The organism is Desulfosediminicola sp., assembly GCF_048381775.1.
GTDB classification, from domain to species: domain Bacteria; phylum Desulfobacterota; class Desulfobulbia; order Desulfobulbales; family Desulfocapsaceae; genus Desulfopila; species Desulfopila ganghwensis.
The window spans coordinates 105954-122420 of record NZ_JBLXGE010000008.1; the positions used below are offsets into that span (position 1 = coordinate 105954).

Here is a 16467-nt window from a genome sequence, read left to right on the forward strand (position 1 = left end):
GGCTGTTCATTAACCTGACCCGGTATCGTCAGAACTCTGCAAGGATCAGGTGTGAGGGGAACGTATTTTTTGCAGGATGACGGTGTTGAGCTGCTGCATGACTGAGAACCATTGCTCGAAGGTTTCTTCGCCCAGGTCTTCGATCAAAGATGCAAACCAGTTGGCCAGTTCCGCACGTACGAAAACAACGTGTTCTTCGAAGTCAGGGCTGACCGACAGGAGGATTTCCCTCCGATTGTGGGGGTTGGGCTGGCGCACCACCAGGCTGTTTTCAACCATTCGCTCCACCAGCGCTGAGGCTGCGGACTTCGACAGGCGCATGAGTGCGGCAAAATCCTTCAATGCACAGGGGGCTATTGCCTTGAGCAACAGTGCAGCATGGATATGATTGCTGTTGAGACTGGTAAATCTGTTGTCGCTGATGCGGGACTTGATGTCTTTGATGACCACCGAGGTGATGTAATCTCTCAGTAAACCGTCTGTTTCAACAATAACGGACACTTTGTCCATGAATTCTTCATTATGCATTTGTGCTGTCCTGATTGTTATCACCTTGAATGAAAACAGTTGCACCCATCATAAAGTTCTATTCATGGATAGTCAAACATTAAAACAGTCAAACATGTTAACTTTGTGTGGTGGCTATGCCGGTGGACATGTTGAGACGCCACAGGTTCACTCCGCCGTTAATACCAACCACGAGTTTTGGATTCGTCGCGAAGATGGAACTTAGAAGAGTATCCAGCTTTCCAGACTGGGATATTCCTTCGCGTGCGGGGCATAAGATAACTGTAGTGTCGGCAGGAATCGTTGGGAAAAATGTTGGGTATTGAACACAAAGGATCAATCACGATGTCGGGGAGTATCGATTTCATCGAAAAAGCAGATTCTTTGAACCGGGTTCTCAAGGTAGACCAGTTCACCGGCAAATCAATGTGATTGGCAAGTCGTTTTTGAGGTAACTCTTGAGGTAACTACTGGAAAGATAGCAGCAGGTGGTGCAGCATCAAAAAAATGTGCTGCCCACCTGTGTATTTTAGATTAATCCCAAAATTGTGGGAATAAACAGCGAAAGCTGTGGGAACATAATAACCACCATCAGTGCGATGAGCATGGCAACAACCATCGGCCATACCGCCTTAAATGTCTCCTCAAGCCGGATATTGGCAAGTTGGGTGGTGACATACAGGTTTACGGCAACCGGTGGAGTGAACTGGCCGATAGCAAGGTTTAAGGTCATCACTACGCCGAACCAGACCGGGTCCCAGCCGAAGTGGGACATGATCGGCAGGAAGATCGGCAGGAAGATATAGAAGATCGAGATCGCATCGATCAGCATGCCACCGATGAAGATCAGCAATTGAATTGCGATCAACACCACCCACTCATTGTCGCTGACACCCATCAGCATGTTGGCCAAGCTATCGAGAATACCGATGGTGGAACCGGCCCAGGAGAAGAGTCCGGCAAAGGCGACGATCAGCATGACGATGGCGGAAGCCTGGCTGGCATCCACCAGAATCTGGTAGGCCGACTTTAAACTCAGGCTGCGATAGATGACAAAACCGAGCAGCAGACTATAAAACACCGCCACAACTGCAGCCTCGGTGGGGGTGAAGATACCGCCGTAGAGTCCGCCCAGAATAATCACCGGGGCGAGCAGACCCCAGAATGATTCCTTGAATGCCTGCCAGATTGATTCGTCCGTATCATCTCCCTCCTGTTCAGAGCCATACCCTTTTTTCCTGGCTATCCAGATGGCGGGGATCAGGAGAGACAGACCTGCGATGAATCCGGGAATCGCCCCGGCTGCAAAGAGAGCAGGTACTGAGGTGTTGGTGATGGCACCATAGATAATGAGCGCGATACTCGGTGGTACGATGATAGCTGTCGAGCCAGCCGAGGCAATGAGGGCCGCACTATAACCTTTACTATATCCTTGCGCGTACATTGCCGGAATAAGGATGGCACCGATTGCTGCGGCATCGGCCGGGCCGGAGCCTGAAACACCGCCGAAGAAGACGCAGACACCGATCGCCACTATTGCCAGTCCACCTCTGCGCCTGCCGACCAGCAGATTGGCAAAGCGGATGATGCGCAGGGAGATGCCGCAACGTTCTAATATGAAACCTGCGAGGATAAAGAGCGGAATTGCCAGGAGCGGAAATTTGGCGATACCGGCAAAGAAGTTGGGAGCAATGACCGGGGTGCCCAGCTCTGCGGCCCAGATCACCAGAAAGGTCGGTACACCAATGGCAATTGCGATTGGCGCACCGAGCAGCAATAAGGCGAAAAAGCCTAGGAAAAGTAGTACGCCCATTACGCTGCCCTCCCACCTGTTTTGATTGTGGCCTCAATGATTCGCACCACGATCAGCACGCAACCTATCGGAATGCAGACAGTGTACATCCACTGGGGCAGACCGAGGGATTCCGAGGTGATCTCCAGCAGCCTCTCATCCAGCAGCTGCATATAGCCGAGATAGCCAAGGCTGGTGAATAACCCGATACCCAATGCAGCCATGAGCAGGTTGAGAGCTTTCTGCACAATCGGCGGAAATTTATCGAGGAAAAAGAGCATCCGCAGATGACTGCCTCGTCTGAACGCGGCGGAAGTGCCGAACAGGGTAAGCCACACCAGTGCGTTTACCTCAATCTCTTCGGTGAAAGCAAGGGGATAGTGGAAGACATAGCGGGTGACCACATTGGCGAAGGCCAAGCAGGCCATACAACAGAGAAGGGATGCGCCGAGCACCTCCTCGAGGTGCGCGGCGATCCAGCGAAACTTCAGCACAGCAAATTCTCCTTAATGGGTTGTCTATTCTGCAGCTTTGATAGCAGCTTCAGCTTTGACAACGAGATCTTCACCGATAACTTCGGTCCACTTCTCGTAGACTGCTGCTGTTTTGGCTCTGAACTGGTTGCGGGTGGCCGCGTCAAGTTCGGTGACTTCCATGCCGTTGGAACGAAGAGTCTCGAGTGCGCTCAGGTCCGGTGCGATCAGTCCTTTACGTACAATTCCACGCTGCGTGTCAGCCGCCTCGATTGCTGCCTGGCGGATGATCTCCTGATCTTCCGGGGTAAAGCTGGCCATAACCTTGTTGTTCACGGTCAGCATGAGAGGGTCGATAACATAGCGCCAGATAGTGGCATACTGGTGAAACTGCCAGATTTTCACAGGGATTTCGATTGCTACAACCGGGTTTTCCTGACCATCGACCACGCCCTGCTGAAAAGCGACCTGGGCATCACCCCAGTTCATGTTGACCGGGTTTGCGCCCAACGCTTTCATGGTATCGATGAAGATGGGGGTGCCCACCACGCGGATTTTCATGCCTTCCATATCTTCCGGCTTGGTGATGGCATGCTTGGAGTTGGTGATTTCCCTGAAGCCGTTTTCACCCCAGGCCAATACACTAACACCTTTTTTGTGCAGCATCCCCTCAAGCTCGGCACCGACTTCACCCTGGGTGATAGCGTCGAGTGCGGCATAGTCAGGGAAAAAGAATGGCAGGTTAAAGAGGTTGAGTGGCTTAATGGTGGTGGACCAGTTGATGGTTGATGCGAAGCAGAAATCGGCCACACCCTGGCGGTGGAGCAGGAACTCGTTGGTCTGCTTGCCCGCCATTAGTGAAGATGAGGTATAGACCTTGATATTGATACGGCCATCGGTACGCTCACGGACGAGGTCGGCAAAGTGTGTCGCGCCCTCACCCCATGGCAGTTTGGGGCCCACGACCACGCTCATCTTGTACTCTTTTTTGTAAGAATCAGTGAACCCGACAGTGGGCAGCAGCAGAGCAAGAATGGCAACGGTCAGAATGACAGGAATGCGCTTAAGCATGTTACCTCCGGTAAATTGTTAAGTATTAATAGTCAAATAGTGAACAAAATATGGTGAAAACGATGACAGATCATCATAGATTAAAACTTGATTATGGTCAATATTTAGAGTGATTACAGCTAATAGTGCCACGATGTGGCGCCTGGAGGCTTTGAATCTACTCTGTTGCTTGACTTTTTTTCCAAGTTGGGACAGTATGTGCTGGCCTGTTTTGAGCCGATGTTTAAGTAATTGCTTGATTACAGGTGGAAAATGGCGTGCATTGCATATGGTAAAAAAGGCAATGTGCAATCTATTCTCAGGGCGGGGTGAAATTCCCCACCGGCGGTAATTCCAGTCAGGAAGAGCCCGCGAGCGCCTGTGCTTCATTCACAGGGTCAGCAGATCTGGTGAGAATCCAGAGCCGACGGTTACAGTCCGGATGGGAGAGGATAGTGCAACAGTAAGTCCCGTGGCCTGGTAAGCAGGGGAGGTGCTGTTGTTTCGGTTATGTGTCCATGTAACCGCTCTGTACTCTTGTGTGCCCAGTTATTGGAAAAAGGAGAGTTATAATGAGTGATTCTTTGTTATCACAGTTCGGAAATTCGCATGAGCGGGTCGAGAAAGCGCTTGCAGCTTTACAGGCAGGTGAGGGTGTTCTGGTTGTCGACGATGAGGATCGGGAAAACGAGGGCGATCTGATCTATTCTGTAGAGAATCTGACCAACGAGCAGATGGCACTGATGATCCGTGAGTGCAGTGGTATTGTCTGTCTTTGTCTAACAGATGAAAAGATTCAGTCCCTGAATTTGTCGCCCATGGTCGTTTCTAACACCAGCGCCAATCAGACAGCGTTTACCGTTTCAATTGAGGCTAAAGAAGGTGTGACCACCGGTGTGTCCGCCGCTGACCGTGTGACCACCATCAAGACCGCCGCCGCAGTCGATGCCAAGCCGGAGGATCTCTGTCATCCCGGTCATGTCTTTCCGCTCAGGGCCCAGCCGGATGGTGTTCTGGCCCGCCGCGGCCATACCGAGGGAACCGTCGATCTGATGAAACTGGCGGGTCTGCAGCCAGCTGGCATTCTCTGCGAAGTGACCAATGTGGACGGCACCATGGCGCGACTGCCGGAGATTGTAGAGTTTGGCAAGAAGCACGATATGGTGGTGCTGACCATTGAAGATATAGTGGCGTTTAGGCAGCAACTGGCAAAAGCAGCCTAGTTCATCAGGTCATACGGCGCCATCCTCCTCAGTATTTTGGTATTGCGCATGGAAAAGCTATCGGAGTCTTCGCTTACCTGCGCAATACCAGAAATTTCGAATATGACGACGTCTGACCAGATGTCGAATCGTTATACTAGGATTTTCTTTAGACTCGGTTTTAGAGCATGAGATAATTTACCGAAAGTCGTGAGCCAGAAAAATTAGCCGCCTTGGCCTGCTCCTGTGGAGCTGGTTCAGGCGGCTCTTTTAATTTTGAGGGTAGTGAATCGATAAAGCGAAATTGATGCCTATCGATTCAAATCTGAATAATTCGTCCAGGATCGGGACGTGGCAAAATTAGAGAATTCATTCAAGGTCGAGGCGCGTAAATAATTTTACCGGAGGCATACGTATTTGTATGTCGAGGATAAAATTAGTTACGCAACGCTGAGATTGAATGAATTATCATTTTTTGCTTATTTGGAGACTAGTGGACCTAACGGGGCACCGCCAAGAATATGCATATGCAGGTGGAAAACCTCCTGACCTGCAGGGGCGCCGTTGTTGATAATGGTGCGGTAACCGTCACCGATGCCGTTATCGGCGGCGATCTTCGCTGCAGTCCGCATCATCTTGCCAATCAGCGCATCCTCGGCCTCGCTCAGATCCGAGAGATTGATGATATGTTTCCTGGGCACGATCAGGATGTGTTGCGGAGCTTGAGGGGCGATATCCCGGAAGGCGACCATGTCATCATCTTCATAGATCTTATCTGCGGGAATATCTCCGGCGATAATTTTGCAAAACAGGCAGTCACTCATTTCTGGTCCTCCTGAGTGGATTGGGTTAGCGGGTTTCTGTTCACGTTAGTTGTACCCCCATTGTGCACCACGATCAAGGTCTTCTGTACCCGCGCAGCGACAGAATCCACCAATGATCCGAGAAACATACGCCGCAGCCCACTCCGTTCTTTGGCACTCATTACTACCAGGTCCGCATCTTCAGCGGCTTTGGCGATGACTTCGATTCGTGAATCGGTGGGAACTGCCTGAACCATGGCATTGATGGGTGGACTCTGCTCATTGAGCCAGCTCAATATACATTCCTCCATTGTCAGAATCTCTTTATCCTCCACGTCGGGAGGGAGCATGTACAACAGGTGCAGCCGGTTCGCTTCAGGCCATCGCTTTTTACCGGTTCCGGCCAGAGATTTAATGAAATGGTGGAGCAGGTCAAGCTCATCGAGGTCAACCAGGGGGATGAGGGTCCTGGTCACTTTCAGTTCGCCGTAAAAGCGGACTACAGCCAGGGGGCAATCGACCTTTGGCACAATGAAGTCGAGCAGTTCGTGGAACTCATCCTGCATTGGCTGTGGAGTGGTGTCGAGAGGGTAGGCGAGCAGTAATGAGTGGGTAGGGTTGTATTGAACTCCGGCAATGATGCCTGCCGCCCGATCGGGACTGGGAACTAACTCAGAGGTTAACGGGTACCCCATGCTTTCCACCTCTTTTTCTTCCGTAATCAGCAACTCGTCATGAATCGGTTCATCTTCCGGGCTGACCCGTATCGACATGGGGAGTGCATCGTGCTGATGGGCAAAAAGGGTGGCAATTCTTGCGAGGGCTCTACCTGTTGCCTGCTCTGTACTGTGAAAGAGTATGAAGCCTTTATGTTTTTCAGGGGGAATCAACTTGAATTCCCCCTGAATTCCCCAGATTGGAATACGTATTGTTTGTCCGAGGGCGCAGATTTTGCCATCTACTTCGCCAATAGCAGCCTTTTCGTGTGCTCCTGGAGAGACCCTGTCGATTCTGGCTTCCCCGGCCCTGGTAAGGGCAAAGCGTGAAGTTACCGGGCCTATCATCTCTGAGATGAATACACCGGTAAGAACTATCGGCGTGATTATTGCTGAATACGGCAGGAGGAGTTGATCGGAACTCAGCAGAAAGATCAGGCCGATCGCGACTCCGGCCTGGGGAAACATGGTAAGACCGAGATAACGGCGAACCGTTTCGGGGGCGTCAGAGATTACACCGCCGATATAGACGCCTGTGATCTTGCCGGTGACTGTGGCGAGAAAGTAGGTGATGCCCAGAATGCCAGCGGTTCGCAGTGAGTCAAAGTCAAGGTGAGTACCTGCCAGGGTGAAAAAGATTACGTATATCGGCGGTTCAAAGCGGTTGAGGGCACGGAAGACGCGGACATCGCGCTCGGCTTTATTGACCAGCAGGCAACCCGCCGACATACCGGCAAGCAGTGGTGAGAGGTGGAGCATCAACGCGATCTCACCGCAGAGCAGGAGCACTGCAAGGCCGGCTGTAACCAGTTCACCGCCATCACGCATACGGTTCAGTATCAGCAGCAGCACAGTGCCGGAGAGGATGCCGAGTACCATGGAACCCAGGATCTCAACCAGGCTGGCAATAAATGAGGCCAGGATGGTTGTGTCAGCCTGACCAAGTACCTGATGGGCGATGGAAACCACCAACCCGAAAATAATAATGGCCAGTCCGTCATCGATGGCGACGATGGCCATAAGTGTCGAAGTGACCGGCCCCCGTGCCTTGATTTCCCGGATAACCATCAGGGTCGCGGCGGGTGCCGTGGCAACACCGATGGAGCCGAGCAGCAATGAAAGAATTATATAGTCGCGGGGAACCCAGCCTGCGATGGTGAAGCCGGTTAGTTGGATAGCTGAGTAGATAAACAGGCTCACCACGGTGAATGCAGCCAATGCTTCACAGATGCTGATCCACTTCAGGGAGCGGGTGAATTGCCTGATCGTTCTGAATTCAATATGCTCGCCGATACCGAAGGCGATCAGCATCAGGGCTATCTGGGTAAAATGCGAGAGGTCGTCACCTGTGGTGTCACTGGTGACCAGGTTGAAACCGGTGGGACCGAGTATGAGTCCGGCGATGATATAGCCGGTTACTGATGGCAGATGAAATCGCTGACACACCTTGCTGGCAGCCAAGCCCGAGGCAAGTAGGACCGCGAAGCAGAAGGTGACGGTGATCATAGGCAATATGCCCTGGCTGATATCCTTTTTCTTCACTCACTTTTAAAGTGGAGAATAGGGATGATTATTTCAGGAGTAGTATCAGTATGGGGAGGATAAGCCATACTGTCAACAGGTCGGTTACAACCGGAAGCTTAAAAAAGAAAACCCGTCGACTTCTGGGAAAAACGGAAGTCGACGGGTTTAAGAGAACATCACGCGGCATTTACTGCGGATGGTTTATCTTGTGTAGTGAAAAGTGAGTTTTTCATCTTTTAAATCGACGCTGGCCTCACCACCTCTGGAGAGCTGACCAAAGAGAATTTCCTCGGTGAGGACATCACCGATCTCTTTCATGATCAGGCGGCGCAACGGTCTGGCACCGAAGTTGGGGTCATATCCCTTCTTGGCCAGCCAGGTGCGGGCGCTGTCGCTTAAACGGATGCTCACTTTCTTTTCAGCAAGCTGCTCGCTGAGTTCTGCCATCAGTTTATCGACAACCTTCTCGACCACTTCGTCGCCAAGCTTGGAGAAGCTGACGATGGAATCAAGCCTGTTTCGGAACTCCGGTGCGAAGAGGCGGTTTATTACTGTCGTGTCTTTGCCTCCTTCGCTGGTGACGAAACCGATGGACTTGGTTGCCATTTCACGGGCACCCGCATTGGTGGTCATAATGATTATCACATTCCTGAAATCCGCCTTTCTGCCGGAGTTGTCGGTGAGTGTGGAGTGATCCATCACCTGCAGCAGAATGGAGTAGATATCGGGGTGGGCTTTTTCGATCTCATCAAGCAGTAGCACAGAGTAGGGGTGCTTGCGAATGGCCTCGGTGAGCAGGCCGCCCTGGTCGAATCCGACATAGCCCGGAGGCGAGCCGATCAATCGTGCTACGGCATGCTTTTCCATATACTCACTCATGTCGAAGCGCTCGAAATGTACGTTCAGCACCTGGGCGAGTTGTCTGGCCACCTCGGTCTTACCAACACCCGTGGGGCCGGCAAAGAGGAAGCTGCCGGTGGGTGAGTCCGGGTTGCCGAGACCGGCCCGGGAGCGTTTCACCGCTGCAACCACAGCCTCGATGGCTTCGTCCTGGCCGAAGATAACCTGACGAAGCTGTGGGGCGAGCTCTTTCAGGGAACTGTAGTCGGAACTGGAGCCGCTCTTGGCCGGGATTCTGGCGATACGCGAGACTACCTTCTCGACATCGCCAACCTTGACCATGGAGTTCAGGCGGCCCTCAAGGCGGAACAGGGAGCCAACCTCATCCATGACGTCAATGGCCTTGTCCGGCAGGAAGCGCTCGTTGATGTAACGTTTGCTCAGCTCGGCCATGGACTTGATGGAGTTCTTCGAATACCTGATCTGGTGGTGCTTCTCATACTTACTCTGCAGACCGCGCAGAATAAGGATGGTGTCTTCAACAGATGGTTCCTCGATATCGATTTTCTGGAAGCGTCTGGAGAGAGCACGATCTTTTTCGATCTGATTCTTGTACTCCTCGTAGGTGGTGGAACCTATGCAACGCAGAATTCCAGCCTGCAGTGCAGGTTTCAGCAGGTTGGAGGCATCCATGGAGCCGCCGGAGGTGGCTCCGGCACCGACGATGGTGTGCATCTCATCGATAAAGAGAATGGCGTTTTGCTTATTCTCAATGGCAGAGACCACGCTTTTCAACCGTTTCTCGAAGTCACCACGATACTTGGTGCCGGCCACCAGGGTACCCATATCGAGCAGGTGAATCTCAACATCCTGCAGCAGGTCGGGAACCGCACCTTCTTTGCCTTCCTGCCTGGCAACCTTATCCTCATAGATGCGCAGTGCCAACCCCTCAGCCATGGCGGTTTTACCAACACCGGGTTCACCGACTAGGAGAGGGTTGTTCTTTTTGCGGCGGCAGAGCACCTGCATGATGCGGCTGACCTCCATGTCGCGGCCGATCAGAGGATCAAGACGCCCCTCTTCTGCATAGCGGGCGAGATTGATGGTATATTCCTTGAGCGCTTTGTCTTCCTTGACGGCTTCCTTGGGCTCGTTACCCTCGGGGACGTGGGGGAGCGGCTCCTGCTGCAGACCGTCCGGAATTTCGTGGGAGATGAAGTTCACTACGGCCATGCGACCGACTCCCACTGAACTCAGGAAGAACACCGCGTGGGATTCTGCTTCAGAGAAGATGGAGACCAGCACATCGCCACTGTCCACCTCTTTTTTGCCGCAACTCTGTACATGGGCCACAGCCCTTTGCAGCACGCGGTTGAAAGCAAGAGTCTGGGTGGGCTCCTGCTGGCTTGACTGGGAAAGCGTTGGCACATCTCCCTGAAAGAATTTCTCAAGTCGTTCTTTCAGGGTGTCGATGGAACCACCGCATTCGTTGATTATATAACTAGCCAAATCATCATAAAGCAGACCGTAGAGCAGATGCTCCACAGTGACATATTCATGATGATGATTCTTTGCTTCACGTATGGAGCGAATCAATGATTTTTCTAATGTCTTACTCAGCATATCGTTCTTCTCTGTCCTGGGGGTTGGAACCCCTTATCCGTTACGCCTTTTCCATGGAGCAACGTAAGGGGAACTCGTTTTTTCGAGCCAGTTCATGGACGATGGCTATCTTGGTTTCACAGATTTCTCGGGTATAGATTCCTGCTATTCCGATGCCTTTCTCATGCACATTCAACATAATACGAGTGGCTTCTTCCTGGGACTTGTGAAAAATATTCTCCAAGATGGAAATCACAAACTCCATGGATGTATAATCATCATTATGCAGTAATGCTTTGTAGAGTGGTGGCTCCGTTATTTCGATTCTGTCCTTGGTAACCACAGAACTCTGGCGGTCATCGTTTCTTTCAGGCATGATTGCGGTTGGTGTTATGTTAGATATTTTATATTGTTACTAGGTAGCTCGTCCCTTCTTCACAATTACAGTAATTCATAACCGGACATTTTCAATGTACAGAGCAGTTGGTTTGTTTCAACCTCTGCCCCGGTAGAGAAATCCCTGTTTCGAGAACATTTTTGTCATGTTTCGCATTGCAAACTAGGCAGCTTGTGCAAAGAAAATCGGCATTTTCCTAATAGGTGATGATGAACATTTTGCTGGTGTTGACCAATTGGGTCGATATTTCTTAATTTTACGTCATTTTTCTAAATGATTACAGTAAAATTAGCTGCCTGTGAAGAGTTCTGTCTGGTTTATTTTGCATCACTTCGTCAAGGAGAACTAAAATGAACATAATATTGGTACAGTATTTGGCTGGTTGATACTGCTTAACCGTTTTGTATCAATATGTTGGAAAATGTGTCTGATGGCGGCTTCTTAAACGCCCAAAGGCCGGGAGAAATGTGTAGCCAGTAAAGACGAGTGAAATTGATATGATACATAATATAACTTCCAAGTTGTATGCCGACGTACCTCAGGAAAGGCTTTACCATTACACCAGTTTCAGCGGTTTACTGGGGATTGTCAAAAGCAGGTCACTTTGGACAAGTGATATCAGGTATATGAATGACTCTGCCGAGCTGAAGCACACGGCGGATCTGCTCAAGACCGAGGTTTCTCGTAGAATCACAGCCGGTCACGCTATGCCTGACCTGTTGAATCAGTTTCTCGACTGGGTCACCCACCGGATAACCAACGGCCATATGCTCTTTGCCGCTTCTTTTCGTTCCAACGGTAATCTACTCAGCCAGTGGCGAGGATACAGCAGGCACGGCAAAGGGGTGAGTCTGGGTTTTAATCCGGAATACATTATGCGGTGTGCAGACCAGCAGGCGTTTCAGATCGGCAAGTGCATTTACAGTTGCGAGCAGCAGGAACTGTTGATCTGCCAGGTTGTTGATGCGGTGGAAGAGCTGGCCGAAGAGCATGATGGCCGGTTGACCGAGCGGGATAGTGGAGGTAACCACGTCTACAATCAAATTTTTGAGATGATCGAAAGTGACTTGTTACGGATTGCGGCAATTCTCAAGCATCCTTCATTTCGTGAAGAGGAAGAGTGGCGGATCGTGTCACCGGTGATAACCAATTATCACCAGGCGGCGGTCCAGTTTCGGGAAGGGGTCTCCATGCTGGTGCCCTACATCGAGTTCAGGCTGAGTTCAATGGGTAATGGTCCCATTGACCTGGAGCATCTCTTTCTCGGGCCAACCCCGAATATCGGCATCTCCATGAACTCCCTCACCATGTTTCTCTCCCAGAACGGTATTCAGCCGCAAAAGGGAATCTCATATTGCCAGATCCCTTTCAGGGGGAAGTAGCCCCAGCGGGGTGTGTAAGTCAATACCACCCACCTTGTCCTGCGCCGACATTTTTCCTGAATAGAGAGCAAACCACATTCTAACACTATCGTAAGCGGTACTGGATATATGTATACAAACGAAAAGAGGTCGGAGTGGTTTGCCCTGCATTAAATTGCTGTCAGTTTGAAGGGGGCGCTCTGTTTTACAAGTGTTAAACTTTTACTTTTTGACCATACATGAAGCACGCACTATTTGCAGTGAGTTCGCTGGGGTTAGGTCACGCGACCCGGACACTGCCGGTTATCTGGGATTACATAAACAGAGGGTATGGAATCACCATTATTTCCAGTGGCAATGCTCTGAAAATACTGGAAAATGAATTAGGTGATGTGGGGCGGGTAGCTTTCAGGGAAATGCCGGATTATCCAGCACTGGAGCGCGGAACAGGCTGGCGGTTGTATTGGTATCTGTTGAAAGATCTGCATGCCACCAGGAAAATGATCAAGGCTGAACACCGCGAGTTGAAAAAGATCGAGCAGCAATACGATTTCATCTTCAGTGATGGCAAATATGGTTTTTACAGTACCAGGCGGCCAAGCTTTATCCTGACGCATCAGATCGCCTTCATGCCACCTGAATTTTTCAGTTGCCTGCAGCAATTGACGGAACGGGTTAATCTGTTTGCTCTGAAAAAGTTCGATTCCATTCTTATTCCTGACTTCCCTGAGGCGGAACATAACCTGAGCGGCCAACTTTCACATTCTCGATATCTTGCTGATTGTAATCATGTTTTTGTAGGGATTCTCTCTTCGTACCACAAGCTATCGCTTACGCGGGATATCGACTACCTTTTTATCATCAGCGGTTATCTCCTGGAGCATAAGGAGGCCTTTATCAGAATGCTGGTGGATCAGGCGAACGCTCTGCCCGGCAAGAAAGTATTCATATTGGGGCAGCAGGACGCAGGGGCAATTCCTGATGACCTTGGCCACGGTGATGACATAGTCCTGTACCCGATGGTGGATGGCCGGGATCGGCAAAAGCTCTTTAACCGAGCGAAACGAGTGATCTCAAGAGCCGGCTACACAACCATCATGGATCTGGTTGAACATGATAAGAGGGGCTTGCTGATTCCCACTCCGAACCAGACAGAGCAGGAATACCTGGCAGAATACCTGGCCGGGGAAAATGTTTTTGGCACTGCCGGCCAGAGTGATGAGCTGGAGCTGGTACCAGCTTTGAAACGATGTGAGGGGGCGAAGCGCTTTACACCTCCCTGGCGAACTGCCGATTCACTGAAAAAGATACACAACAGCATGAAACGATATTTAAAAAAACAGTATATCTCTGTCATCGTTCCGGCTCACAATGAAGAGGCGGAGCTTGCCAATACTTTGAACTGTCTGCTCAAGCAGAATTATCCGGCTGATCGCTATGAAGTTATCGTGGTGGAAAACGGCTCCACAGATACTACCCTGGAGGTTGCCAGGAACATCAGCGAACAGGTTTCAGGTAGCAGAAATGTACGGGTAGTGCAGAGTGCCCGCGGTGTTTCAATTGCCAAAAATGTTGGGCTTTCCGCAACAGATGTACTGTCCGAGTGGGTTGTCTTGTGCGATGCAGACACTCATCTCGGCCCGGATTTCCTCAATCAGCTCAATCTGTATCTTATCCGTCGAGGGGGGGGGCAAACTGTTGGAACCTGTTCCATCGGTCCCAGGCCGGTCAAGAGTAGCTATGCCAGGTTCTGGTTCAAGACCTATGATTATATCCACCGTTGGACCAAAACATCCTATGCTCTGCAGATAGCCAAAACATCCATAGCCAGAAGTGTTGGTTTTCATCCTGCTCTGCATCTGGCTGAGGATTTAACCTTTATCAAGGAGTGCATGGGATATGGCAGTTTCTTCTTTCTGGACACCGATCAGGTTTCAACTTCGACCCGACGCTTTGAAGCCTTTGGCTATCTGCGGCTCAGTTTACGGTGGGCATTTGAAGCTTTGTTGCCAATGCGGGTGAAACGATTGCGGAGTTATCGGGTTGTTCGCTGAGACCAATTTCTGGCAGGAGCTCCTCGCGTATCTCAGTCTGTATAAGGCCTACGCCTATCCGGTACTGTTTCTGGGGGCCTTTTTGGAAACGGTGATTCCGTTTTCTTTTATCGTTTACGGCGAAATATTTTTTTTGGCCGGAGCGGTGCTGGCCGGCACGGGTAGTCTGGATATCAAGCTAGTGGCAGCAGTGCTCTATGTGGGTGGAATACTCGGTGACAGTTGCAGCTATATGCTGGGCAGGCGTTATGGAACCGGTCTATTTGAAAAGCTTTCAACGCAACGGTTTACCGGTCGTTTTTTTAGGGATGAGATACGGAAGAAGGGGATAGTTTTTTTCAACCGCTGGGGAGCGTCAGCTGTTTTTCTGGCGCGGTTATCAGGACCTTTTTCCTGGTTTGTGCCTGCCCTGGCAGGAGCCTTCAAACTCGATTATGGTCGGTTCCTGATATTCAATATGCTGGGGGTGATAATTGGTATCGGTGAGTTTCTGCTACTTGGATACCTGCTCGGTAATCATCTTGATGAGATATGCACCTGGTTGAACAGACTGGGCTCCATCCCGGTGCTCATTCTCGCTTTTGTACTTCTGGTTATAGTCCTGCGATGGATATCGTCCCGGCAGGCCAGGAGGAAAGCTGAGAACGCGAATTGCTGAGTTAACCTCTTCTCTGTAACTTCAGCATAGTCAAAAGCATCTCTTCCAGCACAATATGTTGAGGGATCGGTGAGCCCTTGAGCCGGAACTCCGCCTCAAGCAGCAGGCTCAGCCACTGTTTTAGCTGGCCGCAGGAGAATTCCCCCGCTTTGGTAAAACTCATGAACAGCGCATAGGGGTGGCCGCCAAGCATATCGCTCCATTCACCTTGTTCTTTTAAGGCAGGCAGGTAACTGCCCTGGAACTGTTTAGCGTTCATGCCGGAGTGCCAGGCTGGAGCAGGCTGGAGCTGCAGTGAGCGAAAGATAAGAAGTTTCCGTATATAGTTTCTGAGAGTAGCCAGGATGGCTAAACCGTGGGTACCGTTTTCCTGCAGGCGGTTAAGTATGGTGAGTGCTCGGCCGATCTGGCGCTTGCCAAAGGCGTCTGTGAGTTCGAAAAGAGCATCTTCCCGACTTCTGCCTACCATCTCTTCCAGGTCCTGGGCGACGATCTGCTGTCTGTCACCGACATAATGGGCGAGCTTTTCCATTTCGGTGACAGCGGCGACGGGGTGAAAGCCGACCCGCTCAAAAAAGATTTCCAAAGCCCGTGGCTCGATGGATTTGTTGAAATCGGCCAGGGTCTTGTTCATCATCTCCCGAATTACGTCTTTCTGTGCATCCTGGGCAGCTTTACTGGCCCCTGTGGCCACGGAGCAATCGATTACCAGACCTTCTTTCTTGATGAAAGTGTAGAACCGTTGACGTTTGTCGACTGTTTCAGCGCTGAGGATCAGCACGTTCTGATTAGGGATGCCCTTGGTGAAGGTGTCGATGTATCTCTCAGTTATGTTGCCGCCACCCTTTGGAAGTTTGCCGGTGCCCACAGCCTGCACGAGCAGAGAGTCAGCCCAGCCGAGATCTCCGGGTTTGGAGAAGCCAAACATCTTCTCCCATTGTGAGCCTGAAATTTCGGAAAACGGTTTCTGGCTTTCGAGATCTATGGAACCAAGACGGGCAAAGGCTCCAATATGTCGCATAGCTGGTGCGGTTTTTCCGGCATCACTATTCTGCTGAGCCTTATCCCAGATGGTGGAGGCGACTGTTTTACTGTGGAAAATCCGGGAGTCGGAAACCCGGTAAACCTGACGCCCGGGAAGCAGGCTGAAACTGAGCAATTTGGCAAGTGTCTGTCCCTGATCCTCATGATCCCCATCGATTGGATGCACCGCTCCTCTGCCGTCTGCAGTCAGTGCTTCCTGTAACTGGTCCGCTGCTTCCTTGCAGAGATAGCGCTCGCCAAAGAGCAGGACAACAGAAAGTTCTGCGAGTTTACCCTCATCCTTGAGCAGGGCGGGAATTTCGTTACGTTTGATCAGGGGCATAACAGCATTGGTGAGCAGTGAAAATCGAACTTTTAAATTGTGGTTGTCGCTTAAGGCGAAATTGACCGGTTTGCAGCAAAATACCAGAGATGAAGGATTTGGTCACTCAAAGAGTGTTGAGT

Annotated in this window: 13 protein-coding genes and 1 riboswitch; of the genes, 4 read left to right on the top strand and 9 right to left on the bottom strand. The window is 50.9% G+C overall.

Annotation, left to right across the window (positions count from 1 at the left end):
- Positions 1-45: 45 nt before the first annotated feature.
- The 4 genes from ACN5NT_RS14320 to ACN5NT_RS14335 all read right to left on the bottom strand — a co-directional run bounded on the left by ACN5NT_RS14320 (position 46) and on the right by ACN5NT_RS14335 (position 3843).
- Positions 46-528, bottom strand: coding sequence for a MarR family winged helix-turn-helix transcriptional regulator (locus ACN5NT_RS14320; RefSeq protein WP_419175869.1), 483 nt, complete (start codon positions 526-528; stop codon positions 46-48).
- 508 nt (positions 529-1036) lie between these two features.
- Positions 1037-2320 carry a TRAP transporter large permease gene (locus tag ACN5NT_RS14325; RefSeq protein WP_419175870.1) on the bottom strand — a complete coding sequence of 428 codons (1284 nt, stop codon included), beginning with the start codon at positions 2318-2320 and terminating at the stop codon, positions 1037-1039.
- Positions 2320-2793: a TRAP transporter small permease gene (locus ACN5NT_RS14330; protein WP_136799594.1), complete on the bottom strand. Its 474-nt coding sequence runs from the start codon at positions 2791-2793 to the stop codon at positions 2320-2322. The genes ACN5NT_RS14325 and ACN5NT_RS14330 overlap by 1 nt, the downstream gene beginning before the upstream one ends.
- Before the next feature lie 24 nt (positions 2794-2817).
- Complete coding sequence (locus tag ACN5NT_RS14335; RefSeq protein ID WP_419175871.1) at positions 2818-3843, bottom strand: DctP family TRAP transporter solute-binding subunit; 1026 nt, start codon at positions 3841-3843, stop codon at positions 2818-2820.
- Between the two features lie 290 nt (positions 3844-4133).
- A riboswitch (FMN riboswitch) is annotated at positions 4134-4280 on the top strand.
- A 114-nt stretch (positions 4281-4394) separates the two neighbouring features.
- Here ACN5NT_RS14335 and ribB point away from each other — a divergent pair.
- Entirely contained in the window at positions 4395-5045 is a 651-nt protein-coding gene (gene ribB, locus ACN5NT_RS14340) for a 3,4-dihydroxy-2-butanone-4-phosphate synthase (protein WP_419175872.1), read from the top strand.
- 458 nt (positions 5046-5503) lie between these two features.
- Here the strand turns inward: ribB and ACN5NT_RS14345 are convergent, their stop codons facing one another.
- The 4 genes from ACN5NT_RS14345 to clpS form a co-directional block, all read right to left on the bottom strand.
- Positions 5504-5848, bottom strand: a complete 345-nt coding sequence (locus tag ACN5NT_RS14345) for a histidine triad nucleotide-binding protein (RefSeq protein ID WP_419175873.1) — start codon at positions 5846-5848, stop codon at positions 5504-5506.
- Complete coding sequence (locus tag ACN5NT_RS14350; RefSeq protein WP_419175874.1) at positions 5845-8085, bottom strand: cation:proton antiporter; 2241 nt, start codon at positions 8083-8085, stop codon at positions 5845-5847. The genes ACN5NT_RS14345 and ACN5NT_RS14350 overlap by 4 nt, the downstream gene beginning before the upstream one ends.
- A 183-nt stretch (positions 8086-8268) precedes the next feature.
- Positions 8269-10530 (bottom strand): ATP-dependent Clp protease ATP-binding subunit ClpA, encoded by a 2262-nt coding sequence (gene clpA, locus ACN5NT_RS14355; protein WP_419175875.1) that lies wholly within the window; start codon positions 10528-10530, stop codon positions 8269-8271.
- Between the two features lie 40 nt (positions 10531-10570).
- Positions 10571-10885 carry an ATP-dependent Clp protease adapter ClpS gene (clpS, locus tag ACN5NT_RS14360; RefSeq protein ID WP_136799589.1) on the bottom strand — a complete coding sequence of 105 codons (315 nt, stop codon included), beginning with the start codon at positions 10883-10885 and terminating at the stop codon, positions 10571-10573.
- A gap of 518 nt (positions 10886-11403) precedes the next feature.
- Here clpS and ACN5NT_RS14365 point away from each other — a divergent pair.
- From ACN5NT_RS14365 to ACN5NT_RS14375, 3 genes are all read left to right on the top strand, one after another.
- Positions 11404-12288: a DUF2971 domain-containing protein gene (locus ACN5NT_RS14365; protein WP_419175876.1), complete on the top strand. Its 885-nt coding sequence runs from the start codon at positions 11404-11406 to the stop codon at positions 12286-12288.
- A gap of 218 nt (positions 12289-12506) precedes the next feature.
- Positions 12507-14321 carry a glycosyltransferase gene (locus tag ACN5NT_RS14370; RefSeq protein WP_419175877.1) on the top strand — a complete coding sequence of 605 codons (1815 nt, stop codon included), beginning with the start codon at positions 12507-12509 and terminating at the stop codon, positions 14319-14321.
- Positions 14311-14979, top strand: coding sequence for a DedA family protein (locus ACN5NT_RS14375; protein ID WP_419175878.1), 669 nt, complete (start codon positions 14311-14313; stop codon positions 14977-14979). Before ACN5NT_RS14370 ends, ACN5NT_RS14375 begins: the two co-directional genes overlap by 11 nt.
- Position 14980: 1 nt before the next feature.
- Here ACN5NT_RS14375 and holA read toward each other — a convergent pair whose 3' ends face one another.
- Positions 14981-16345: a DNA polymerase III subunit delta gene (holA, locus tag ACN5NT_RS14380; RefSeq protein ID WP_419175879.1), complete on the bottom strand. Its 1365-nt coding sequence runs from the start codon at positions 16343-16345 to the stop codon at positions 14981-14983.
- Positions 16346-16467 lie beyond the last annotated feature (122 nt).